Origin of the sequence: Microcoleus sp. T3_B1 (assembly GCF_036700445.1) — a bacterium.
Classification (GTDB): domain Bacteria; phylum Cyanobacteriota; class Cyanobacteriia; order Cyanobacteriales; family Microcoleaceae; genus Microcoleus.
In genome coordinates, this window is the sequence record NZ_JAUBOX010000020.1 from 1 (window position 1) to 24,209 (window position 24,209).

A 24,209-nucleotide genomic window follows, 5' to 3' on the forward strand; every position below is an offset into this window, starting at 1 on the left:
AGAAGTCTGACATCGGTTCCAGAAACAATGGATAGCATACCAGAAATACATGAAGCTTTTAATATTGCGAATCAAGCCAGCTTGAGCAGAGAGGAAGTGGAAGATTTGGACAGAAGAGAACAGTTTATTTATGACCAACAAGGAGCAATTCTTAAGGCTGTTCAGGAAGGAATAGAACAAGGCATAGAACAAGGCATAGAACAAGGCATAGAACAAGGACGAGAAGAAGGAATGCGAGAAAAGGCGATCGCGATCGCTCGACAATTACTCTCACAGCTAGATAATGCCACGATCGCCCAAGTTACGGGGCTTAGCGTTGAGGATGTGCAGAATTTGCGATCGGGCGATTCATAGTTTAAAGTAATTGGGTATAGGAGTGGAGCTCGACATAGTGATCAACGATTTTTGATTATGGATTATAGAAAAAAACTATTGATCCTCGATCTTGATGAAACTTTAATTTATGCTGCCGAAGCATCTCTCCCTCGGCAAGCTGATTTTTTAGTGGAGCCATATCACATTTACAAACGACCGTTTCTAGATGTCTTTTTGAAAAATTGCCTGGACTGGTTTGATGTGGCAGTTTGGACATCTTCTTCGCCGTCTTATGCGAGCGCAATTGTCTCAGCCCTCTTTGAAAATCCTAAAACTTTATCGTTTGTGTGGGCAAGCGATCGCTGCACAGTTGCTTACGATATGGAATGGTTGGAATATTACAATCGCAAAAATCTCAAAAAGGTCAAGCGCAAAGGGTATCGTCTAGAGTCAATCATTGCAGTGGATGATACACCTCAAAAGTGGGAGCGCAGCTATGGCAATCTGGTGCGAGTAAACCCCTTTGAGGGGGAGGAGACGGATGATGAATTGAAGTATTTGCTGCTTTACTTGGATCAACTCAGATATGAAGAAAATATCCGCAGTGTCGAGAAAAGGTTCTGGCGAAATCGGCTTATCCGATCCATCGGTGAGTCATATCAAATCCGTTGACATCGGAATTATTATCTCTCTCTTCTCTTTCTCTGTGTCCTCTGTGCCCTCTGTGGTTTAATCATTCCGATATAACCGGAATTGATATCAGATATCTCAAACACTTCGTCAAGTCCCATAACAAATCGATGAAGCCGACGGCATGAATATCTTGGTGCTGAGTTTGATGTTACTTGCCGTCGCCTTACGCCCACCCTCAACCCCTCGACATCGCAGATAGTGGCGCTACCCTCAAATCTGCTCTAAAATAATCAAAAATTATAAACAACAAGCCCAGAGGCGCTGAGGTGACTCCTAACGAGGGAACGGCAAACAGCGAAAGTCAGAAAATACCCGGCAAAACCCCCTTGGGTTCTAGTTACTACGGCTTGTTAGGGCTGCATCCTTCAGCCTCAGCGATCGAAATTCGGCGATCGTACCGGGAACTGAGCAAACTCTACCATCCCGATACCACCGAGCTGCCACCCGCAGTCGCCACCGCCAAATTTCAGCAGATCAACAACGCCTACGCCACCCTCAGCAACCCAGAACGTCGCCTCGCCTACGACCTCAAAATAGGCTATTCTCGCCTGAACGTGATTGGGCCACCCCCAGGCTTCAATACTCCGGTTTCGGGATCGGGCAAAAAAACTTCCAACTCCGCTTACCTAGATCCCACGGATCGACCTCTTTCCCCCGGAGAAATGTTCGCTCTGTTTATCATGGGAGCTAGCTTAATCGGATGTTTGGTACTGGCGATCGCGATCGGCTTAATTCGCGGCAATTAAACCCTCAAATCCCAAATCTCCAATCTAAAATCCCAAATCCCAAATCCCAAATCTAAAATCTAAAATCTAAAATCTAAAATCCCATGACTCTTCCTTCCGCCGACACTCCTTTGTACAACCACCCACTCCCGGAAATCGAGCAGTGGCTAAAAAGCCGCGGCTGCCAGCAAGATCGGCGAGAACTCCACTGCTGGCAGATCGATCGACCTACCTGGAAAGCAGAACTCTCCCTTGATATCGACCAACTCACCGTCCGCTACATCGATGCTGGAGCCGACGGCCAAGACATTCAGCGAGCATTCAAATACTCCCTCTCACGTCAGGACATTGAAGCGGCCGTTTTCTCCGGCCCCTAATTTGATTTTAGATTTTAGATTTTAGATTTTAGATTTGTCCTCCAATCTAAAATCTAAAATCGTTATGTTGAGTAGGAGATGACCTACTTGGAAACTGAAAAATCAACCAAAAAATCCCAAATCCCAAATCCCAAATCGTTAGACTTTGCCAAATCGGCGGTTGCGTTGCTGATAATCAGACAAAGCGCGGTGAAACTCCGATCGATCAAAATCCGGCCACAGCGTCTCAGTAATGTAAATTTCCGAATAAGCCATTTGCCATAGTAAAAAATTGCTCAACCGCATTTCCCCGCTCGTCCGGATCAGCAAATCCGGGTCACAAACATCAGCAGTATACAAATAGCGTTTAAATAAAACCTCATCAATCTCCTCCGGCTGCAACTTGCCCTCTTTCACCTGAGTGGCGATCGCCCGACAAGCTTGTACAATCTCCTGACGCCCCCCGTAATTCGTCGCCACCGTAAACAAAATCCCCTGATTATGCTGAGTGGCCGTCACAGAACGCTCGATTTGGGCCTGCAAAGACTTCGGCAAAGCCTGCAAATTCCCCATAAATTGAATTTGCACGTCCTCGTCCACCATCTCCCGCAATTCTTGCCGCAGTTTACCCTCAAACAAACTCATTAAAAAATCCACCTCTCCGGCCGGCCGCCCCCAATTCTCCGTCGAAAAAGCATAGGCCGTTAAAGCTGGAATCCCCCAATCTTTGCAGCAGCGCAGCAGTTCCTTCAGAGTGCTAGCTCCTCGGCGGTGCCCCGCAATCCGCGGCAACCCCCTCTTCTGAGCCCAGCGCCCGTTCCCGTCCATAATCACTGCTATGTGCTTAGGCAGTAGTTCCTGTTGCAGATCCTCCGGCAACTTTTCCAAGCAAATTCCTTGACTCATGGTTTCTCCCGATTACCCGACTAACGGCGCAGTATCCGTTTTAATAGCGTCACTCCCTTCAATCCTATCTGGCGTCCGAGATTGCCGATCGGAATTGGAGCCACAACTCTTTCTCCCTCGGACGGAAACAGCTTTGCTTCCAGCAATTCCTTAAGTTTGTTGCTAGTCAAAGGTCGATTTAAAAGTCCCATCTGGGCTAAAGAAATAGAACCCGTTTCCTCGGACACCACCACGCACACGCAAGCTTGCACCCGTTCCGTAATCCCCATCGCCGCCCGGTGGCGGGTTCCCAACTGCCGCGACGCAGTGCGATCGGACAAAGGCAAAATTACCCCCGCCGACACGATCCGCGAACCTCGAACCAAAACAGCTCCGTCGTGCAGCAAAGTTTGCGGCTGAAAGATCGTCTGCAACAATTCTTTAGAAACTTCAGCATTTAGCTTTAATCCCGGCACCGAAAAATCCCGATCGTCGATCGGAGAATCTGTTTCTATAATTAGTAAAGCGCCCGTGCGGTTTTGCGAAAGTTCTTTTACTGCTTCCACAATTTCATCTATTACGCTGTCCGGTTCGGGAGTTGGTCGGCGATCGCGTCCAAACAATTGCCGAAATTCCCCCCGACCCAATTGTTCCAGAAATCGGCGAAACTCCGACTGCAATATTACCGCCATTGCGACAGCCGAACCAGTCACCAAGCTGTTGAGGGCAACGTGCAACAGCCTCAATCCAGCCCAGTTGCTCACCGCCGCCGCCAGCATCAAAATGATAAATCCCCGTACCATCCACAGCGTTCTGCGCTCGCCAACAATGACGAGCACCAAATACGCAAGGGCAAAAACCAGTCCAATATCGATCCCTTGAATCAATAAGGACTGAACGAGGGGCAAGTTAAAGCCAGATTGTTGATTGTTCATGGTTCATCGAACGCTACCGCCTGTGAACCGCGAACCGTGATGCACTCGAACCCATGAACCATGAACAGTTGTTATAAGGAATATGCTGAAAATCCCCGTGTTTTTAGACCGGGGAGTGTCAATCCAATCGCGTGACTGAACAAGGCAAAAGTTAAAAGTGAAAAAGCAATCGTCACTAAGTAAACATGGATTGTCTTTCTTTTAACTTTTAACTTTTAACTTCTAAGTTTTTACTTTGGAGCTCCGAGTCGTTCAGGAAGGCGGTCAAGCCTCAGCAAATCCTGGTAAGTTTCCCGCTGTATAATCGTGTTAACTTCCCCATTTCTCACTAAAACCGCTGCCGGTCGGGGTACTCGGTTGTAGTTAGAAGCCATGCTGTAATTGTATGCCCCTGTGGCCGTAACCGCGAGGACATCTCCGGCATGACACTCTGGCAATTTGGCATCTTTAATCAGAACATCGCCTGACTCGCAGTGTTTCCCAGCAATTGTCACTGTTTCCGTTAAGGCAGCAGACATTTTACCGGCTGCGAGGACTCGATAAACTGATTGATAGGTAATAGGACGCGGATTGTCGGACATCCCGCCATCTACAGCTAAATACGTCCGCATTCCCGGAATGACTTTTTGAGAGCCAACGGTGTAAGCTGTAACGCAAGCTGTACCCACGAGCGATCGACCCGGTTCGCAAAGCAATTTTGGTAAGGGCAATTGCTGCCGCTCGCAAGCTGCTACCACTGCGGAGCAAATTGTACGAGCCCAATCTTCAATGCTGGGAGGATCGTCCGCTTCAGTATAGCGAATGCCCAACCCGCCGCCAATATTAATTTCTGTTGCTGGCAAACCATAACTCTGTGCTTTTGTCAAGGCCTGAATTATGACTTCGGCTAAATCGTCATGGGGTTGCAGTTCAAAAATCTGAGAGCCGATGTGAGCGTGCACTCCCACGCAAAATAACGACGATTGTTGGCTGATGAAAGTAAATACTCGATCGAGCGAGTTGGGATCAAAGCCAAATTTACTGTCGATTTGACCCGTCTGAATGTACTCGTGGGTGTGACACTCAATTCCAGGAGTAAACCGCACCATAACTCGTGTCGGCCCACCTGTGAGGCTGCGGACACCGGATTCTCCCAACTCTGCTAGAGTCTCTAAATCCCGCCAATTGTCCGCTACGGTAATGCAGCCGCTTTCGACAGCTAGCTGCAGTTCCTCGCGGGACTTGTTGTTACCGTGGAAGTAGATTTTGTCGGGGCCCACGCCGGCTTGCAGTGCAGTGTAGATTTCTCCGGCGGATACGACATCTATCCCTAAACCTTCGGAAGCTGCGATCGCGCAAACTGCCAAACAACTCCAAGCTTTAGAAGCATAGAGCACTTGAGATTCGCCCGGATAGTAACGCTTAAAAGCATCCCGGTACTGGGTACAAGCCGCCCGCAGCGTTTCTTCGTCTAAAATGTACAATGGCGAGCCAAATTGCTCCACCAAAGCTGTCACCTCGCAGCCTCCGATTTCCAACCGATCGCTGCTGTTAACACTGGCTGTCAGCGGTAACAGTTGTTGATTGGGCGATCGAGTTTGCAGAGCTTGTTGAGACTCAGACAGATACTTAAGTCCCGATTCCACCCCGAAAGATTGAGTTGATACCATCGCGCAATAACTATCCTTACGGTCTTTCCCAGTGTACAATTGACGGCAAGCAATTGGGTCAGTTGCCCCCAGATTCATTCCGCAAGCAGGCTGACTGACTGAGGCTCGATCGAACTGGAGCATCCTTGCAGTGAGTAATGATCAAATCTAAAATCTCAAATCTAAAATTTAAAATCGGCTGTGCGTTTTCTACAAATTAAACATCTCGTCGCAGAAGACCTCAATAGTGCTGTCGAACTCGATCGACTTTGTTTTGGCGGACTTTGGGCGATCGAAGGCTACAGGCGCGAGTTAGACAGTCCTAACAGCGATTTATTAGGTGTTTGGACATGGGAGGCGGCGGGCACGGGGGCACCGCCCCTACAGATTCGGGCGGGCACGGGGGCACCGCCCCTACAGATTCGGGCGGACACGGGGGCACCGCCCCTACAGATTCCGCCAACTCTCATTGGTATCGGTTGTTTGTGGGCGATTTTAGAAGAAGCTCACATTATAATGCTGGCAATTCATCCTCAGTTTCAAGGTCAGGGTTTGGGACAAGCTCTGCTTTTGGCTTTGCTAAAATCGGCTTGTGACAGGCAATTAGAACGGGCCACTTTAGAAGTGCGGGACTCGAATTTAGCCGCAGTTTCCCTGTACAAAAAGTTTGGTTTTAAAGAGGCTGGACGGCGCAAGCGATACTACGAAGACACTGGGGAAGATGCTCTGGTAATGTGGCGCAGCGGTCTGGAAAAACCGGAATTTCAGCGATATTTGGCGGATGAGAAACGGGAGATGTGCGATCGGCTGCATCAGAAAAACTGGCATTTGGCGATCGATATTTTTGATTTTTGAGTGTAATTTGTTGCGTATTTAACTGGTTTTGAACTAAATTGGTTACTCGATATCAATTTAGTTCAAAATCCTCATATAGAATCAACCTCAGCTCTTGACGAAACATCTGCCTGCCCGGCCATACTTACCGCTTTGCTTCGCGCTTCGATAATTTGACCTATCTCGCGGCCCAAGCTTGGTTGACGTTCAATCATCGTATTTACAGCATCTGAGTAGACGACAAGAACTTGCAAATCGTCAACGGCGACAACCGATACCGGACTCGGTTCCCCACTAAACAGCGCCATCTCGCCAAAAAACTCACCACTCAAGATAGTCATAACCTCCAACTCCATGCCCAACTTGTTCGTGACTGTTACCTTAGCCTGACCCGCAATGATAATGTACAAAGCATTACCAGGCTCGCCCTGCCGGATGACTTTCTCACCCGCACCAAATTTCTGTAAAATAGTTCCCTTAGTTAAGTCATCCAAATTTTTTGCCTCTCTAGCTAAAGGCATAAATCCGGGAATTGAATGCAAGCTTTGGGCTAACTTACTGGAAGCGCTATCTGCCTTATCAGCAGCTTCCACAGCATAGGAGTATCGGTAGCGATATAGCGTCAGGTTGTTTCGCTGCGCTGCGTACCAGATTCGTGTCATAAATCGATCGAGTATCTGCTCCATATCTTCAAAGTTTTCGATAAAAAACTCCACCTCATAGATAATTGCAGTCTCATCATAGGATGTAGTTTTGCTCTCAGGTTCGGGTTCGGCTAATATCCCCTGTGTAGCCAAAGCTGTACTTAGCAGTACCTGCTTCACCAGGTTAGGGGGGCTATCGTAAGAAAAGCCAATATTGATACGTTGGTTGTAAATGCGTTCTGGTTGGCTGTAATTATGAATTATTTCTTTTCCAATGAACTGATGAGGAACGACAACCACCTGGCGCTGGAGAGTTAGCAGGCGAACAGAGCGCCAATTGATATCAACTACCTGCCCTTCGATATCTCCAATTCGCAACCAATCACCCACACTGAAGGGGCGTTCCAGAAGCAGCGCAATGCCAGACATGATGCTGCCTAGTGTGTCCTGAAGCGCCAAACCGATCACGATCGAACTAACGCCCAATCCCGTAGCAAGACCAGCCAAATCTGCACCCCACACCGCCGCCAGTACGATCGCGCTTCCCACAAGCACCAAAAACAACCTAGAAAGGTCGATCAGCAGTTTGGGCATCCGTCCCCGCCATGTATTTGCCTCAGCTTCTTCAAACAAAATTACATTAAACAGCGAGAGAGAAGCGTAGATAACAGATATCCAAAACAGCGTTGCGACGAGCTTTGCAAAATTCCCGTCAACGTCAAGCCTCACGACATTCCTGATTAAAACCATCAGCATTAAGAAGGGCAGGACGAGGTTTTTTACAACCCGCAGCGTAGTCGCCAGCGGTCTATTGCGCCTTTGTAGATGATAAATAACCTCTCCTAGTAAAACCACCAAGAGTGGGAAGCCTAATCCGACAATTACCGCCCAGGTCTGCCAGTCGTTTGACAAGCTTAAATTACTCATAAACTGCTTCCTCTCGAACGCTTGCGGTCAGCTTATAATTTTTGATTTGCCAAGCGACTAGCTGTTCTTTTCCTGGTTCTTGAATTTCACCAACCAGCTCAAAATCGTATAGTTCGGTCAGGCGATCGCAGATGTCTTGAGAAACTAAGATCGAGCCTGGAGGACAAGCCGACTTCAACCTATTGGCAGTATTTACAGTATCGCCCCAAACGTCGTAGAGCAATTTATTTTTGCCAATCACGCCCGCAACCACATCTCCTGAATTGATGCCGATCCGCAGGTCTAGATGCAAGTCTTTTTCATAACTAAATCGGCGGACAAACGACAGCATTTCCAAAGCAAAATCTAGCGTGCGTTTGTCATGATCCAGACGCGGCATACCAAGCCCGCATACAGCCATGTAACCGTCACCAATAGTTTTAATCTTCTCTAGACCGTATTTATCTGTCATTTCATCAAAGCCTGTTACCAGTTCATTCAGCAAGCGAACAACCTCTTGAGGCGACATTGATTGAGTCAGTTTGGTGAATTGGTGGAGGTCGGAAAACAAGATCGAGACATTAGAAATTTGCTCGGCAATTTCTCGATCGCCCTGTTTGAGGCGTTTGGCGATTGCGGGACTAAATATACTTAAGACTAATGCTTCATTTTCGCGATTTTTCTGTTCGATTAGTTGAGTTTCGGCGCGAAGGCTGCCGATGTTTGGTTAAATGACTTAGCTAAGTCTCCAAATTCATCTTGCGAACCAGATTTGACAACCGCATCAAATTCCCCAGCCCCCACCTTGCGGGCGCTAGCGATTAAAGTATTGATGGGTTTGACAAAGATTGCACTCAGCCACATGGCAACAAGCGTGATTAGCGCGATGATTAAAGTAGCCGCAATCAAAACTGTTTTTTCAAACGAGTGAATTGGGGCATAGGCTTCAGAAACATCTATCTCCGCCAATATCGCCCACTTCAATCCATCAATGTCTAGAGGAGCATAAGAACTCAAAACCGGAATATTGCGATAATCGTCGATCGCCTCCGTGCCCTGTTTCCCAAAAAAAGCTTCCTTCACTGCTTTTGTTTGCACTTCCTGTAGGAGGATTGTAGTATTGAACTCTTTGATTTTCTTGACAGTCTTTTCATCAGTGCCGATCGAGCGTAGGGTTTTTGCATGACCTTCTGGGTCTTCAATCTGGAAACGAGACGCAGAGCGCATTAAATAATCCGACCCAACCAGATAAGTTTCTCCTGAATCGCCCAGACCATTTTTTTTCCAATTTTTGTTGCCAGTCATCACATTGTTAATTTTGTCAACGGGAAGCTGGAACGCCAAAACACCAATGAATTGGGAGTCGTTAAAGATTGGGGTAGCGATAAAAGCCGCAGGCGAACCGTAGGAAGGGCTGTAGGGTTTGAAATCTACTATTTTCACATAGCCCTTTCCATTTGCTTGTCGTGCCGCGGCGATCGCGGATGCTAGGTTACTCTCGTTGTAGGGGCCGTTGGTGAAGTTTGTGGTAAAGTCAGCTTCTTTAAAAACCGTGTAGACAACAGTTCCTTCGGGATCGATCAAAAACATATCGTAGTAACCGTATTTTTCCACTATATTGCGAAAAATAGGGTGGTAGCGGGCATGAGCGCGGCTGTAGGAACTGGCGTCGCCTGGATTGTCAAGGAGAAGTTTTTTGCCAACGGGGTTGGGGTTGGCAGCGATGTAGTGGTACTGCAAGTAACGGGCAGCAGTTGTTTTTGGCGTGTAGGATGCCAGAACGGGGGAACCCTCGTTAGTTCGCGTTAGTTTAGTTAAAAATTCTGTCCGGTAGAAGGTATCAATTTTTGCGTCAAAATCCGCTGGTACTGTTGATTGTTCAAGTTGGCGGTAGGCTGTCTTGAACTCCTGCATTGCGCCGACGACTGTTAGGTCTTCGCTTAGGGTTTGGCTGTGGTGGTAAAGGCTTTCAAAATAATCTTGGATTTGATAAGTTTTGGCAGCCCGAAGGCTGGTTAATTGGTTGAAGACTTTTTCGGTCAGAATAGATTTCCCACTGCTTGAGCATATATAGGTGCTGGCGAGCATAGCGCAAAGGCTGACTACCAGCAACATAACTATGAGTTTTGTCTTGATACTTAACTGCTTAAATAATTGCATAGGATTTTTCCTGATCTTCTTTGCCTTATTTATTTTGTGTATAAACAATTAAATAGTAATCTCTCACTATTAGTCTCGATATTAGTCTCGATCGCATTTCAGTAAGCCAAAGCTTTTCTACTCACGGTGTCGTCACCTTGAGTAGAAAAGCAGACTTGAAGGTCAAAAACAAGCTGGGATCAATTTATTTGTTTGTGCCCCCATCTTCCAGAGACTTATACTTTGATCCATCAGGCATAACAGCACCTTCGAGCAAAGCACCACTCAGGTCAGAAATGCTAACTTTAGCACCTTTGAGATTTGCACCAGTTAGGTAGGCACTCTTCAAGTTGGCACCACTCAAACTAGCATCTCTCAAATCTGCACCACTCAGGTTCGCATTACTCAACTCTGCACAAATTAAATTAGCATTACTAAGATTCGCACTACTAAGATTAGCCTGAGTCAAGCGAGCAAAACTCAGTTTTGCATGACTTAAATTTGCACCACTAAGTTTAACCTGACTGATATTAGCATTATCTAAATTGGCATAAGTCAAATTAGCATTACTCAAGTCGCTTTCCATCAAATTGGCTTTACTGAGATTGGCATGAGGAAGATTAATATCTACTAACTCCGCACCAATAGCATCCAAACCTCTAAGAGAAACACCATCCTCATTCAAATCTTGGAGTGCCAGAATTCTGGCATAGCTAACTTTTACGCCGTGTGCTGCATCAACTATACTCCAAGCTTGGTAATGAAATTGCTTTCTGCGATCGGGTGCTTCTTTAATGAATAAAATTAAAGCAACGACCACACTAAGAGCATCAACACTCTGCAAAATTTTTCCAAGCACAGAATTATCATCCGCCGCCACATAAATTATGATGAACAGAACGGCTGAAACACTAGCAACTAACCAGGCGGGTTGTGTCCAAAAATTATCAATGAATTTTTCTAAAATTCCTTTGAGAACTTCACCCAATCGTTGCAGGAATGATTGACCCTGAAATTGCCGATAACTATCAGTTATTTTCGAGAGCATTTTGTGGATAATTTCACCATCCAACTGAATTGATACTAAAGGCTTTTTCTGTTCCTCGGTTGGCGGCGCGATCGGCTTAGATTCGTTCAGTAATTGTGTCTTTGATTCTTGTGGCTGATGGTGGATGACATCTTTTTCATCTGCGACAACATTTGGTGAAGAATCTGCACCTGAGTCTTTTAACATCAAACCAGTAATTGTTCTGTAGGCATTTGTCCACGCCCGCTTTACTTCGGGAGTCCAATCTTCTTGGAGATACTGCTCAAAAGACATCAGCAGTGCGTCTCCAACTGGCCCATAATATTTGGGAATTACCCCATAGCCGATGTGTCTGCCTCCCAAGGCCTTGAGAACTGGCCCTAAAGCTGCTGGAGAGCGGAGATTTTCTACTACCAATACCAAAGCATTTATGAGCTTTTTCTGTTGCTTTTCTATCTCAATATTGGCAAACAGCGGTTTATATTCGGGGTGAGCGATGAAGAGGTTTTCGTAGAAGCTAGCGGCAAATTCATCAGCACGAGGTTTGATTTTATCGAAACTGCTTTCCAGTACCTCTACGGCTAACCCTGGCTCTTTTTCTGGAACTGATTCTAGTTGGTGATTAGCTGCTATACTTACCTGTTTATCGGGAATAATCTCTGTTTCTAATGGAACTTCTTCATGTGTAGTTTCTACACCTGCGCCTTTTAACATCAAAGCAGTAATCGCTCCGTAGGCATCGATCCATGCTTGTTTGACTTCAATAGTCCAATCTTCCTGAAGATACTCCTCAAAGGTCATTAGTAGTGCTTCTCCAACTGCCGGGTAAGAATTGGCGATCGCTCCATAACCCACGTGTCTCCCTCCCAGTGCGTTTAGAACTGGCCCTAAAGCCTCTGGAGAACGAAGATTTTCTACTACCAAAACCAGAGAATTTATCAGCTTTTTCTGTTGCTTTTCCATCTCAGTATTGGCAAACAGTGGTTTCACTTCTGGATAAAGTTTAAACAGGTTATCGTAGAAAGTAGTGGCAAATTCATCAGCACGAGGTTTGATTTTCTCAAAACTTTGCTCTAAAAGTTCAACATTTAAAGACATATTTTTGTTTCTCTTTTGAAAGGTGATGCTCCCTTGTCTAAAGACCGGGTTTTTTAACTATCCGGCTCTGATGAATGCTTTTAATAGAGTGTTGGAAGAGAGTTTCTTTGCTGACGCCAAGGCCAAATATTACAAAGTCAAATTTTCCAATTCTTGAGACACCATAGCCATAAACTCTCCTGCATCGTTTATGCCCATTTCTCCTAAAGCTTTCCACTCTTCACTGCTGTAATCTAAATCGAGTCCCATCACCTCTTGAGTCCAATAGGGCAAATTAGATGGGTTTTCCATTAGCTCACAGGTGATCCTTAATATTTCTGTTCCGCTCATCTTTTTTCTAACCTTTGTGGCCAAGCAAAAGGAGAACAATTTAGCCAAATTACTTTCTGGTGGGATGGCTATTAGAAATGCCATATTTTGTGCTAGTACAAACTTGTCTAACTTCATTGGATATTTTCCTCGTTTTTCGATATTCAAGTAAGGTTTTTTGGGAGATGACGGAGAGCAAGTTCAGGAATTACGCAAAAGTTCAAATCAACCGGGTTTCTCGACGGAGAGAAATAGCCAGAAAGCCTATTTTACGTCAAATAACCCCCGTTTCTGTGTAAGTCCTAAACTTATGACTCTCGCTGAATATCATAAATCAATTGCCAGAAGTTTTGCTAGAAATTTTCTTTCCTATAGCCAAACCCGTATTTATGGCAGAGATTTCTCAATTGTACCGATAGTCCAGGAGGGCCGCAGAAATATACGTCAACTTTATTGGGCGCGTGTTGCTGCGCTATATCTTGAAAAATCTCCTCCCAGTCTGGACGACCCGTTTGTGTACGGCTCTTTAAACCTGTAATCAAATCAACCTGCGTTTGGGAATGCATCAAATCCATTGCCACAAATAGGGTGCTGGATTTCATATCTGACTTTTGCTGGGCACCTGTCAGATACAAATTAATGTCAAATAAGTTGTTAGTGTCTTGGGCTTCGATTCTGGATAAGAGTTCAACAAACCATTCAAACGCTTTTTGCTCTCGGTTGAGCCAGTAAAAATGTACCTTTTGCAAACGCATTCCTGAAGAACCGTGTTGGCTTCGGTACAGCATACTTTTGAGAATAGAGGCAAATGGAGTTACGCCAATACCCGCACCGATGAGAATAGCGTACTTAGATTCAAAGATATGGGTACTTGGTGTCCCATAGGGCCCATCTAAATGGACAAGCACTCCAGGCTCGTATTTAGAGTTACCTGACCGTATCCATTGCTCGTGCTGTTCTCGGAAAAGTTGATATAATTTTCCAGTCCAACTGCCCGCAGAGCGTATGTGTACAGATAAGACATCCTGCATTTCGGGGGCGCTACTAATTGTGAATGGATGCCATTCATATTTGGATAGACTCGGACATTTAACAAACACGTAGTCCCCTGGTTGATAGTGGAAAGATTTCGGACGTGCAATTTCCAAACCTAGAACTTTGGAGGGGAGTAAAGAGGCATTAACTACATAGGCAGGCTCTTTTGTATTCTGCCGGCGAATAACCAGTTCGATCGCGAATCCCACAACAGGTAACAACACCCACTGCCAAAAAACTGGCCCGTGAACTAACGCCAGGGCAAACCACACGACGTACAACATATGAGCTGTATAGAAAAGCGCAAATTTTCCGCCTTTGCGGATTGGAGCTTGCGCTGTCACCCACATAACTGCGAAAACTAGCAGTAATAAAAATCCTGACAAGCCAGCCTTCGTCGCAAAAAGACTCTGGGCAAAGGGAACCGGCAATGTGGTGTAATTGAGGAAATGCGCGATCGTATGGACGATCGCAAAGGCAAACATGAATTGACCCACGAGCTTGTGAAACTCGATGCCTTCATCTATCGGCAGATAGTTGTTGATCCTTGTTTTGCGAAGCCAAGTCATAAAATGCCGCAGCATGGGAATTAGGATCAATGCCCCGTTGAAGTTGAGCGCTGCGCCACATCCCCGCGCAATTTGAACGTACACATTTGCGCCTAGACTTGCATATCGATCGACAGCCCCAAAGAAAAGAACCAGATTGGCAATAAGATAGAGGGACAAAAAAGCGATCTTGACCCAGTTGTTTTGAATATAATGCTTGATGTACGCCTTTGGCGACCTTTTCTCTTTGGGCGCAACTGCTATGGCGTCGTCGTCTGGCTGGCGAGGTTTTAACCAGCTAACGGGGCTAACTGCCATCGCCTCAAGCAGATCGGGATGCTTTCCGATTAAACCTTTGAACTCTTCAAAAGAAATTTCGCCACTTTTATCGGTATCAGCTTCTAAAAACAAAATGTCAACCAGACCGGTAACTTGTTCCGGCGGAAAGGTTAAATTATTTTCCTTCAAGCTAGCAGCAATCAAGTGAGAAACTTCGTCTTTTTCGATGGAGCCATCCCCGTTAATGTCGTGCAATTGATAAGCAAATTTCAGTTTTTGCTCTTCAGTTGCAAAGACAAGTTCCTCTACTGTTTTCAGAAATTCCTCTATGTCGATAACGCCACTTTTATCGTTATCAAACATCGCAAACATTCGCTCGGCAAAATATTCATCTTTCAGCCCCATAGCTTTCTTAAACTCCGAGCGATCGATTTGTTGGTCTTTTCCACCAATCTTGGTAAAGACTTGTCGCAATTCCTCTAAAATTTTTCTCGGAGTATCCATCGTGAGATTAACCTCGGTTTTTTTTGTTTTCCAATTTTTCGCCAGTTAGGGAGCCAGCTAAAACTATCATTCTTGCATTACTGTATACAGCAGTCGGACAAATAAGCATGACATCATTTTTCAAATTTGAATATAATGTCATGCTTATTGATCCAAAGTTTAGATTTGAGCAACGTTCAGGTTAGCAACTAACCCATACGTTGATATGTACTCTTCTAACTCCGCTAAATCAACACTGCCATTTTTATCGGAGTCAAGAGTATTAAAAAGATAATCAGTGATGTAGCTTCTGACTTCTTCAGAGCTACGTTCGCCTGTTGTCATATCTTCGATTAGCCCTAACAACTCCATAATCTCAGTTCGTTCTAGTGCCTTACTTCCATCCGTATCCAATTGCATGAACAGCTTTTTGATATCTGCTGTTGCCACTCTCGAAGAACGCAGTGTTTCTCTCAATATGTCATTGCCAAATGAATTCATGAACAATATCTGTTCGATGAGTGGTATGCAGAAAAAGCCTAGGGCTGCCCAAAAAATTGCATATTTTACGGCTTCTGGATTTGCAGTTGCACTAACTCCGATGAAAAGAGCCGCCCAAAGGAAAAAGTTGGGATTCACAAGCAGGATGTAAGCATCGCGAGCTTCTGCCTTGCTAAGCTTGCCCTTTGTAAATGCTGAGGTTAATACAGCCAAAACGCGCATTGAGACAAAGACCAAAGTTGCCAATGCTAGTTGTTGCAGACAAGCGAGCGAGCGATTCGGATCGGTTGAAGAAAATAGATCCGAAATGAAGGTTGATGGAGTAAACTGAAAGCCTGTTGCCAAGGCCATGAATGCGACAGCAAGCACTCCGATGAATTTCCAGTTTTTACTGTGGTGGTTTGATTCAACAGGGGATTTGTCGCGCCAAAACTGGGCGATCGCACCCGGTATTGCCAGACCTACAATTAGAATGACACCGAAAAAGATCAGGCTGTCAACGTTAATGGGTAAATTGGCAACCTTCAATGTAGCCAGAAGCGCCAGTGGAGCAACGATTGATAGCGTTCTTGACAAAAGAGCCGACGGATAAAGATTACCGCCCCAAAGCACGGATAAAACTGGGGAAGTCAGGGCTGGCGGAACCATCCAAAATAGAACCCACAACACTTTGTACAGATCCGCTTCAGTCTGATACAAGAGCCCAGAAAATATTAAAAATAACCCAACTGCCCATCGCACTGCCATCCACCCATAAACGAGATACTTCACAGTAGAGGTTACTTTGCGTTTACTCGCTGCAAAGTCAATGTCTAGGTAGGTATAAAACGTTGAGGCGGCAAGACACGCAACGATTATTGCTCGAAATAAAACTGACGGAATCCCTGCTTCTGAGGTGCTGATTGCCCTTGCCAAGCTTCCCAGCAAGAAGGCGGCGGCATAGATCAAAATCGCCCACATAATTGAAAGATCGTTGATCTCTTTCCGCAGGGAAGCAGCACCGCCGGATTCCTTGTCGCGAAACTTGACGAGATCCACACCGCTGAGGGCTTTACCATTGGGGAGTTTCAGGTGTTTATAAGCTGTCGGCGGTAGACCGCTTAAATAAAGTGCTAGAGGCTCCAATACATATTGGTGGCACACTACTAGAACTGTTTCACCGCGTTCCAAGTGCGGTACAATTTTGTCTTCGTAGAAACGGGCAGCGCGAGAGTAAACTTGGGCAATCTTTTCGCCAGCCGGGGGTGCTTCGTTATGTGAATGCAACATTTCCTCGAAGCCTTCGTAGCCCAGTGCTAGACGCAGCAGATTTAGGTTGCGCCCTGCAAAAATGCCAAAGGATTTTTCGCTAATTCGATGATCTATCTCAACGGGGGTATTTTGCGACTTTAGTGCTTGACTTTCAGCAAGGGCGATTTCACAGGTTTGCCGTGCACGCCTCATGTGGGAGACATATACTGCGTCAAACTTTGTACCTTTTTTCTTAAGGTCAACACCTGCACGGCGTGCCTGCAATCGGCCAAAGGATGTGAGGTCAACATCCAGAACTCCTGCAAAAATGTTGCGTTCGTTACTGGTACTTTCACCGTGCCGAATAAAGTAGACACGTCCTAGCTGTTCTGGATTGAATTCTTTTGGTGAAGCTGCAGAAGTTGTTGTAGCTGCATCCTGGAATTTACTTGTAACTTCGATCGATCCATTGTCGGTACTTTCTACCTGGTCATCTAAGTTTCTAGTGTTCATTATTTACTTTCACTACGCCTTAAACAGGATTTAGATTCTTTTCCACGATTGAATTTTCAAACTTTTAAGTCAGACGAGTTAACGACCAAAGCACTCTGCTACGAAAGCAATGTCTTGAACCATGCTGAGTATAGTCTGAGGCAAACTCCTCGGAGTGTAGCAACGCTCACTAATTGCTCGGGAGCGATCGCACAACTGACAACAGGAAGAATACCCAAATCTTCAACGAATCGGGGGCAAAATTTTAGATGAAGAAAGCCCAGCTCGCTGTCGCCATCCCAAACCAACATATTCGGGAGATGGCCTGCCGCTTAATGGTGAGTTTAGGGGATCGATCGCCCATCTAACTAATAAGTTTTGTGCAAAACCCGGCCTTTACTTCGAGAATTATCACTTTTGCGCCTACATGACAGCCAAAAAGATTGTGCTAGAATCCATCAATACGCAGTCGTAGGTTGGGCACGGGCCGAGAAGAGCAATCTTCTTGCAGTCTAGGGGAGGTTGTAGGTCAGCCACCATTTGGGTCTTCCCAGTTGAAAGCCATCCTGCAACATGAGCCTGGAATCTGCAACCGCAGCCGAGTGCGGCAGATAGGTTGGGAGTGTCGCGCTAGAATAAGCAGTACGAGTTAACACTCGAACACAAACGCTCGTTGTGCGAGCGTGACCTCGAAACGGGCACATAGCAGCAGGTGATGGGAATAAATCATGTTTGAACGCTTCACAGAAAAAGCAATAAAAGTAATCATGTTGGCCCAGGAAGAAGCTCGCCGCCTGGGTCACAACTTCGTAGGGACAGAACAGATCCTCCTGGGTCTGATCGGAGAAGGAACCGGGGTTGCAGCAAAAGTCCTCAAATCAATGGGCGTCAACCTAAAAGACGCGCGCATTGAAGTGGAAAAAATCATCGGGCGCGGTTCCGGCTTCGTAGCAGTCGAAATTCCGTTCACTCCCCGCGCCAAGCGGGTTCTAGAACTATCCCTAGAAGAAGCTCGCCAACTCGGACACAACTATATAGGTACTGAACACCTGCTGCTGGGCCTGATCCGCGAAGGTGAAGGAGTAGCGGCCAGAGTCTTAGAAAACCTGGGAGTAGACTTGTCGAAAGTCCGCACCCAAGTGATTCGGATGCTGGGAGAAACCGCAGAAGTCGCAGCCACTGGCGGCGGTGCCCGCACCAAAACCCCAACCCTGGATGAATTCGGCGCCAACCTGACTCAAATGGCGGTCGATGGCAAACTAGACCCAGTAGTCGGACGCCAAAAAGAAATCGAACGGGTAATTCAAATCCTCGGTCGCCGCACCAAAAATAACCCGGTGCTCATCGGCGAACCCGGAGTCGGTAAAACCGCGATCGCCGAAGGCCTGGCCCAGCGCATCGCTAACAACGACATCCCAGACATCCTCGAAGAAAAGCGCGTCGTTACCCTCGACATCGGCTTGCTGGTTGCGGGGACGAAATACCGGGGCGAATTTGAAGAACGCCTCAAAAAAATCATGGACGAAATCCGCACAGCGGGTAACGTGATTTTGGTGATTGACGAAGTACACACTTTGATCGGTGCAGGTGCGGCTGAAGGCGCGATCGACGCGGCAAACATTCTCAAGCCGGCTTTGGCAAGAGGCGAGCTCCAGTGTATCGGCGCTACCACCCTCGACGAGTACCGCAAGCACATCGAGCGCGATGCAGCCCTAGAACGGCGCTTCCAGCCCGTCATGGTTGGCGAACCCACGGTTGACGAGACGATCGAGATTCTCTTCGGTCTGCGGGAACGCTACGAACAGCACCACAAGCTGAAAATCTTGGACACGGCCTTGGAAGCCGCAGCCAAACTCTCTCACCGATACATCTCCGATCGCTTCCTCCCAGACAAAGCAATTGACTTGGTAGACGAAGCTGGTTCTAGAGTCCGCTTGATCAACTCCCAACTTCCCCCCGCAGCCAAAGAACTTGACAAGGAACTCCGCCAAGTCCTCAAAGATAAAGACGAAGCGGTGCGTTCTCAAGACTTTGACAAAGCCGGCGAATTGCGCGATCGGGAAATGACCATCAAAGCCGAAATTCGCGCTATTTCCCAAGCCAAAAAAACCGACTCGGCCCGCACCGGCGAAACAGACCCATCGCCAGTAGTCACCGAAGAAGATATCGCTCAAATCGTGGCAAGCTGGACGGGCGTCCCGGTAAACAAACTGACCGAATCCGAATCCGAAAAGCTGCTGCACATGGAAGATACCTTGCACCAGCGCTTGATCGGGCAGGAAGAAGCAGTGAAAGCGGTTTCCCGCGCCATCCGTCGGGCTCGCGTTGGCTTGAAAAATCCCAATCGCCCGATCGCCAGTTTCATCTTCTCCGGGCCCACCGGGGTCGGCAAAACCGAACTCACCAAAGCCCTAGCCGGCTACTTCTTCGGTTCAGAAGACGCGATGATTCGGCTGGATATGTCGGAGTACATGGAACGTCACACCGTCTCCAAACTCATCGGTTCTCCTCCAGGCTACGTCGGCTACAACGAAGGCGGCCAACTCACAGAAGCAGTCCGTCGCCGTCCTTACACCGTCGTGCTGTTCGACGAAATCGAAAAAGCCCACCCCGATGTCTTCAATATGCTGTTGCAAATATTGGAAGACGGCCGCTTAACAGATGCCAAAGGTCGCACCGTGGACTTCAAAAACACGCTGCTGATTATGACCTCCAACATCGGTTCTAAGGTGATTGAAAAAGGCGGCGGCGGCCTCGGTTTCGAGTTCAGCGACAACCAAGCCGATGCTAATTACAACCGCATTCGTTCTTTGGTTAACGAAGAACTCAAAAACTACTTCCGCCCCGAATTCCTCAACCGACTCGACGAAATTATCGTCTTCCGCCAGTTGAACAGGGAAGAAGTCAAGGAAATCGCCGTCATTATGCTCAAAGAAGTGTTCGGTCGTTTGACAGAACAGGGAATCACCCTGGAAGTGACCGAAAAATTCAAAGAACGGCTGGTCGAAGAAGGCTACAACCCCAGCTACGGAGCCAGACCCCTGCGCCGCGCCATTATGCGCTTGTTGGAAGACAGTTTGGCTGAGGAAATCCTTTCTGGCCGCATCAAAGACGGCGACACCGCTGTTGTTGATGTGGGCGAGGACGGAATTGTTAAGGTGCTGCAAGGTCAAAAGCGGGAATTGCTGCCCCAAGGCGTTGAGTAAGTTTGAGTAAGTGCGATCGCGAGTTAAGTTTTGAAATAACCAATCTCGTAATCGCAAACAACTCAAAATCCTCAAATAAAAAAGGTAGAGAATCTTAGTTCTCTGCCTTTTTTATGAGTTAATATCAACACAATGTACGCTTACTTTTCTAAGTATCTTCGTCTCAAAAAATAGGAGACCGATCGACTCGGTTTCTGTAGGACGGCGCCGCCGTGTTCGCCCTTCCGGGTTTCTGAATACCCCAACAAAGTTTTACGTTTAATTAGAGCGAGCTACTTCAAGGGCAATTAGATAATTAGCAAGAACTATATAGTGGAGAAATAAATGACATCTGAAAAAAAGAATTTGGGTACAGAAGTAGCAGAAAATCCGCCTGAAACCTGGTGGCAGAAAGCGTGGAAGTCGCAGCGAGAAAATCTGCAGATAGTGATTATTGCTTTGAGTTTAGCAATAGTGATTCGAGCGTTGGTCGCCGAACCGCGCTACATACCCTCAGATTCTATGGTACCAACTTTGCACGTGGGCGATCGCGTCGTAGTCGAAAAAATCTCCTACTACCTCGAACCTCCCAAAACTGGCGACATCGTAGTATTTGCCCCGCCCGAAAAGTTGCAAGAACAAGGCTTTACCCAAGACCAAGCATTCATCAAGCGGGTAATTGGCTTACCGGGTCAAACCGTCGCCGTTAAAAAAGGTTTAGTTTATCTCAACGACAAACCCCTCGTCGAAAAATATATTGCCGAACCTCCTAAGTACCAGTGGGGGCCTTATCGCGTCCCAGAAAATGAATACTTTGTGATGGGAGACAACCGCAACAACAGCAACGACTCCAGCAGGTGGGGATTTTTACCTAAGCAGAATATCATCGGCCGCGCTGTAGTGCGGTTTTGGCCTCTAGAACGCATCGGGGAAGTTTGAAGTCAGTTGACAGTTGACTGTTGACAGTTGACTGTTGACTGTTGACAGTTGACTGTTGACTGTTGACAGTTGACTGTTGACTGTTGTCATGGCAAGCCCGATGCCCGATGCCCGATGCCCGATGCCCGATGCCCGATGCCCAATGCCCAATGCCCAATGCCCAATGCCCAATGCCCAATGCCCCATTCTCATGCCTTATCCTGTACGGAAATTTCTACTTATTCTTGCGCCTTAAGGGGTAGGGACTTCCTCCGGCAACTGATAAAATAGTAGAAAAAGCAGCGGGATTTCTCGCCTAGATCGAAATTAGTAGAATATTAAAAAATTAGGAAAGCTATGGGATTTTTTGATTCAGAAATTGTTCAGCAAGAAGCCAAGCTGTTGTTTGAAGACTATCAATCTCTCATCAAACTAGGTGGCAATTACGGCAAATTCGATCGCGAAGGCAAGAAAATGTTCATCGCTCAGATGGAATCAATGATGGAGCGCTACCGTATTTTTATGAAGCGCTTCGAGCTGTCTGAGGACTTCATGGCTCAGATGACTGTAGAGCAGTTAAAAACACAGCTCAATCAATTTGGGATCACGCCCCAGCAGATGTTCGATCAAATGAACTCAACGCTGGAGCGGATGAAATCTGAGCTGGAAAAACAATCCTAGTGTCAGAAGGAAGAAGGAAGTTCGGCAACCGATTCTGTAAGGGATGTAACGGATGTAAAAGAAGAAAGAAGGAAGAAGGAAGAAAGAAAAAGGAAGAAGGAATAAAAATAAAAGATTCCCACTTTACTAATCAATTCTTCAATCTAAAATCTAAAATCTAAAATCTAAAATTGTCCCATTCCCAAGAATTAAGGCCGCTCAAAAGCTGAAGCAGGTTTGAAACTTTCTGCGGGAACGCCTTCCAAAGCTTGGCTCATAAAATCCCGCCAAACAGGGGCGACAATCCCACCGCCAGTAGCACCGTAGCTCATCGGTCTATAATTGTCGTTGCCCATCCAAACAGCCACCGACAACTGCGGCACGTAACCCACAAACCAGATATCCCGTTCAGAGGAAGTTGTACCAGTTTTCCCCGCAGCCGGCCGGCCAATTTGAGCCGCCCTTGCCGTTCCGCTGGTAATTACCCCTTGCAGGGCGCTGTTGACAGATGCCGCCGCCCAGGAATTGAGAACTAATTTGGGTTTGGGCGTATTGTCGAGCAAGACATTGCCGCTGCTGTCAGTGACTTGCACGATAAACGTGGTGTCAGAATGCCAGCCGTTGTTGGCGAAGGTAGCAAAAGAGCCGGCCATTTCTAAAGGAGTGAGGTCAACGGCACCCAATGGCAAAGAAATCACCGGTTCCATCGGACTTCTGATGCCGAGCACGCGGCAAATCTCAATCACTTTATTCAATCCGACTTCTTGGCCAAGCTTGACGGCGGGAATGTTCAGAGATACTTCCAAAGCTCTGCGGATGCTGACGGCACCGGAGAAGCCGCCACCGTAGTTTTGAGGGTAGTAGTAGCCGTCGCCGTCGCGGTAGCCGACAGGGGAGTCGTAGACAACTGAATCGGGGCCGTATTTGCCGCTAGCAAAGGCAGCGTAGTAGATAAAAGGTTTAAAAGCAGATCCGGGCTGGCGACGTGCTTGAATGGCGCGGTTGAACTGACTCTTTTCGTAATCGACGCCGCCAACCATTGCTTTGACGAAGTGGGTGCGGGGATCTACCGCGGCTAGGGCAATTTGACCTTCCTCGCGATCGTAAAACAGCCCTTGGTAGTAAAGCCGATTGTGCCACGCTTTGACGGTTTCTTCGGCTATGCGCTGCATTTTGAGGTCGATCGTGGTTTGAACGCGCATTCCTCCCTTAACCACGGCATCTCGCCCGAAACGCCTCGTCAGTTCCTGGACTACGGCTTGTGTTACGTAAGGAACTTGAGAGCCCCCAAAAGAGGTAATTTTGCCTAGCTTAATTTTTTCCTTGCGGGCAGCAGTCTCTTGGGCCGGCGTAATCCATTTAAGATCCTTCATGCGGTTTAAAACGAGGGTTTGCCGCTCTTTTGCCAACTTGTAATTGACGAAAGGACTGTATTCTTCGGGGGCAGAAATTAAGCCGGCCAGCATCGCTGCTTCTGCAAGAGTCAAATTACTTGCTGATTTGTTGAAATAGCTTCGAGAGGCTGTCTCTACGCCGTACAAGTTGTGACCTAAGTAGATTTGATTCAGGTATAGTTGCAGAATTTGGTCTTTGTTGAGAATTTGCTCCAAGCGGATAGACATTACCGCTTCAGCTACTTTGCGACTAAATTTTGACTGGGGAGATAGAAACAGGTTCTTGACTAGCTGCATAGTCATAGTCGAGCCGCCTTCAACGGTTCTACCTTTCTCTAGGTTGACTATCAGAGCTCGGGCTATCCCGCCGGGGTTGATACCTTTGTGGGTGAAAAAGTTGCTATCTTCGATCGCCAGAACAGCTCGTTTCAGGTTCGGGGAGATTTGGTCAAGGGGTACGACATCCCGGTTGGCTTCATCGTGGATGCTGGCTAGGGGCTTGCCGTTGATGTCGTAAATGTGGGTAGTTTCTGTGGGAGAGTAGGTTTGCAAGATCCGAACATCTGGCAAATTGCGGAAGCTGATCGCTAAGCCAACCAGTCCACCAGCGACTACGGAACTGGCAAGCATTGTCATGCTGAGTATGGTTCCGGCGGTCACTTTACTGACTGACTGAACAAACTCGAATACGGGGGCTGAGTTTTCCGTGTTATTGCGGACTGCGTTGGTTGACACGTGGATTTCACTTCCTCACTCGATTTGGGGTTTAAGACTTTTAATTTTAGATGCGAACCCTAGAGACTGTCAGTCGATTTTAGATTTTAGATTTTAGATTTTAGATTTATTCCACAGATGAATCTGGGAGTTTGAACAAGAGTCTAAAATTTGGGGATCTCCACGACTGTTGTCGGGGGCTGGTATCCGTTTTTGGGCGGGGTCAGCTAATGAAAGCCGGTCAGCTTTGGGATTATAGTAGCTTGATAGTTATGT

The 24,209-nt window shown here is 46.9% G+C and carries 19 protein-coding genes and 1 pseudogene; 8 read left to right on the forward strand and 12 right to left on the reverse strand.

From position 1 onward, the window contains the following. From QT990_RS13130 to QT990_RS13145, 4 genes and pseudogenes are all read left to right on the forward strand, one after another. Positions 1-354, forward strand: a pseudogene (locus tag QT990_RS13130) (Rpn family recombination-promoting nuclease/putative transposase); the annotation flags it as partial. A gap of 57 nt (positions 355-411) precedes the next feature. After that, a complete protein-coding gene (locus QT990_RS13135; protein WP_333055499.1) occupies positions 412-987 on the forward strand; it encodes an HAD family hydrolase in 576 nt (191 codons plus the stop codon). Between the two features lie 287 nt (positions 988-1,274). Next, on the forward strand, positions 1,275-1,754 hold the full coding sequence (locus QT990_RS13140; RefSeq protein WP_333145770.1) for a J domain-containing protein: 480 nt from the start codon (positions 1,275-1,277) through the stop codon (positions 1,752-1,754). Positions 1,755-1,837: 83 nt separating this feature from the next. Then, positions 1,838-2,110 (forward strand): DUF3143 domain-containing protein, encoded by a 273-nt coding sequence (locus QT990_RS13145; protein ID WP_333102291.1) that lies wholly within the window; start codon positions 1,838-1,840, stop codon positions 2,108-2,110. 138 nt (positions 2,111-2,248) lie between these two features. On the opposite strand, the gene QT990_RS13150 is transcribed toward QT990_RS13145, so the two are convergent. The 3 genes from QT990_RS13150 to lysA all read right to left on the reverse strand — a co-directional run bounded on the left by QT990_RS13150 (position 2,249) and on the right by lysA (position 5,558). Beyond that, positions 2,249-2,995 (reverse strand): isoprenyl transferase, encoded by a 747-nt coding sequence (locus QT990_RS13150; protein WP_333465314.1) that lies wholly within the window; start codon positions 2,993-2,995, stop codon positions 2,249-2,251. A 20-nt stretch (positions 2,996-3,015) separates the two neighbouring features. Beyond that, positions 3,016-3,909 carry a diadenylate cyclase CdaA gene (gene cdaA, locus QT990_RS13155; RefSeq protein WP_333465315.1) on the reverse strand — a complete coding sequence of 298 codons (894 nt, stop codon included), beginning with the start codon at positions 3,907-3,909 and terminating at the stop codon, positions 3,016-3,018. Between the two features lie 230 nt (positions 3,910-4,139). Next, complete coding sequence (gene lysA, locus QT990_RS13160; RefSeq protein ID WP_333145782.1) at positions 4,140-5,558, reverse strand: diaminopimelate decarboxylase; 1,419 nt, start codon at positions 5,556-5,558, stop codon at positions 4,140-4,142. 180 nt (positions 5,559-5,738) lie between these two features. Here lysA and rimI point away from each other — a divergent pair, with 180 nt between their 5' ends. Continuing rightward, positions 5,739-6,392 (forward strand): ribosomal protein S18-alanine N-acetyltransferase, encoded by a 654-nt coding sequence (rimI, locus tag QT990_RS13165; protein WP_333409101.1) that lies wholly within the window; start codon positions 5,739-5,741, stop codon positions 6,390-6,392. 71 nt (positions 6,393-6,463) lie between these two features. Here the strand turns inward: rimI and QT990_RS13170 are convergent, their stop codons facing one another. From QT990_RS13170 to QT990_RS13200, 7 genes are all read right to left on the reverse strand, one after another. Continuing rightward, positions 6,464-7,942, reverse strand: a complete 1,479-nt coding sequence (locus tag QT990_RS13170; RefSeq protein WP_333409103.1) for a mechanosensitive ion channel family protein — start codon at positions 7,940-7,942, stop codon at positions 6,464-6,466. Continuing rightward, complete coding sequence (locus QT990_RS13175; RefSeq protein WP_333409142.1) at positions 7,935-8,642, reverse strand: adenylate/guanylate cyclase domain-containing protein; 708 nt, start codon at positions 8,640-8,642, stop codon at positions 7,935-7,937. The genes QT990_RS13170 and QT990_RS13175 overlap by 8 nt, the downstream gene beginning before the upstream one ends. Then, a complete protein-coding gene (locus tag QT990_RS13180) occupies positions 8,612-10,081 on the reverse strand; it encodes a cache domain-containing protein (protein ID WP_333409104.1) in 1,470 nt (489 codons plus the stop codon). The genes QT990_RS13175 and QT990_RS13180 overlap by 31 nt, the downstream gene beginning before the upstream one ends. Positions 10,082-10,265: 184 nt before the next feature. Beyond that, the gene (locus QT990_RS13185) at positions 10,266-12,185 is read right to left on the reverse strand and encodes a globin domain-containing protein (protein ID WP_333465316.1); all 1,920 of its coding nucleotides are present in this window, start codon (positions 12,183-12,185) and stop codon (positions 10,266-10,268) included. 129 nt (positions 12,186-12,314) lie between these two features. Then, positions 12,315-12,632 (reverse strand): hypothetical protein, encoded by a 318-nt coding sequence (locus tag QT990_RS13190; RefSeq protein WP_333409108.1) that lies wholly within the window; start codon positions 12,630-12,632, stop codon positions 12,315-12,317. 215 nt (positions 12,633-12,847) lie between these two features. Next, positions 12,848-14,860 (reverse strand): EF-hand domain-containing protein, encoded by a 2,013-nt coding sequence (locus QT990_RS13195; protein WP_333465317.1) that lies wholly within the window; start codon positions 14,858-14,860, stop codon positions 12,848-12,850. A gap of 159 nt (positions 14,861-15,019) precedes the next feature. Then, complete coding sequence (locus QT990_RS13200) at positions 15,020-17,083, reverse strand: histidine phosphatase family protein (RefSeq protein WP_333465318.1); 2,064 nt, start codon at positions 17,081-17,083, stop codon at positions 15,020-15,022. Positions 17,084-17,790: 707 nt separating this feature from the next. Here QT990_RS13200 and QT990_RS13205 point away from each other — a divergent pair. Together QT990_RS13205 and lepB are read left to right on the forward strand one after the other, a co-directional pair. Next, positions 17,791-20,268 carry an ATP-dependent Clp protease ATP-binding subunit gene (locus QT990_RS13205; RefSeq protein WP_333280805.1) on the forward strand — a complete coding sequence of 826 codons (2,478 nt, stop codon included), beginning with the start codon at positions 17,791-17,793 and terminating at the stop codon, positions 20,266-20,268. Positions 20,269-20,592: 324 nt separating this feature from the next. Beyond that, positions 20,593-21,186 carry a signal peptidase I gene (gene lepB, locus QT990_RS13210; RefSeq protein ID WP_333146532.1) on the forward strand — a complete coding sequence of 198 codons (594 nt, stop codon included), beginning with the start codon at positions 20,593-20,595 and terminating at the stop codon, positions 21,184-21,186. Here the strand turns inward: lepB and QT990_RS13215 are convergent. Next, positions 21,163-21,372 (reverse strand): hypothetical protein, encoded by a 210-nt coding sequence (locus QT990_RS13215; RefSeq protein WP_333465319.1) that lies wholly within the window; start codon positions 21,370-21,372, stop codon positions 21,163-21,165. The two genes, lepB and QT990_RS13215, sit on opposite strands and share 24 nt — an antisense overlap. 150 nt (positions 21,373-21,522) lie before the next feature. Between QT990_RS13215 and QT990_RS13220 the strand changes: the two genes are divergently transcribed. Beyond that, on the forward strand, positions 21,523-21,846 hold the full coding sequence (locus QT990_RS13220; protein ID WP_190661255.1) for a DUF1825 family protein: 324 nt from the start codon (positions 21,523-21,525) through the stop codon (positions 21,844-21,846). 188 nt (positions 21,847-22,034) lie between these two features. Here QT990_RS13220 and QT990_RS13225 read toward each other — a convergent pair whose 3' ends face one another. Next, a complete protein-coding gene (locus QT990_RS13225; RefSeq protein WP_333146534.1) occupies positions 22,035-23,954 on the reverse strand; it encodes a transglycosylase domain-containing protein in 1,920 nt (639 codons plus the stop codon). Positions 23,955-24,209: the final 255 nt, after the last annotated feature.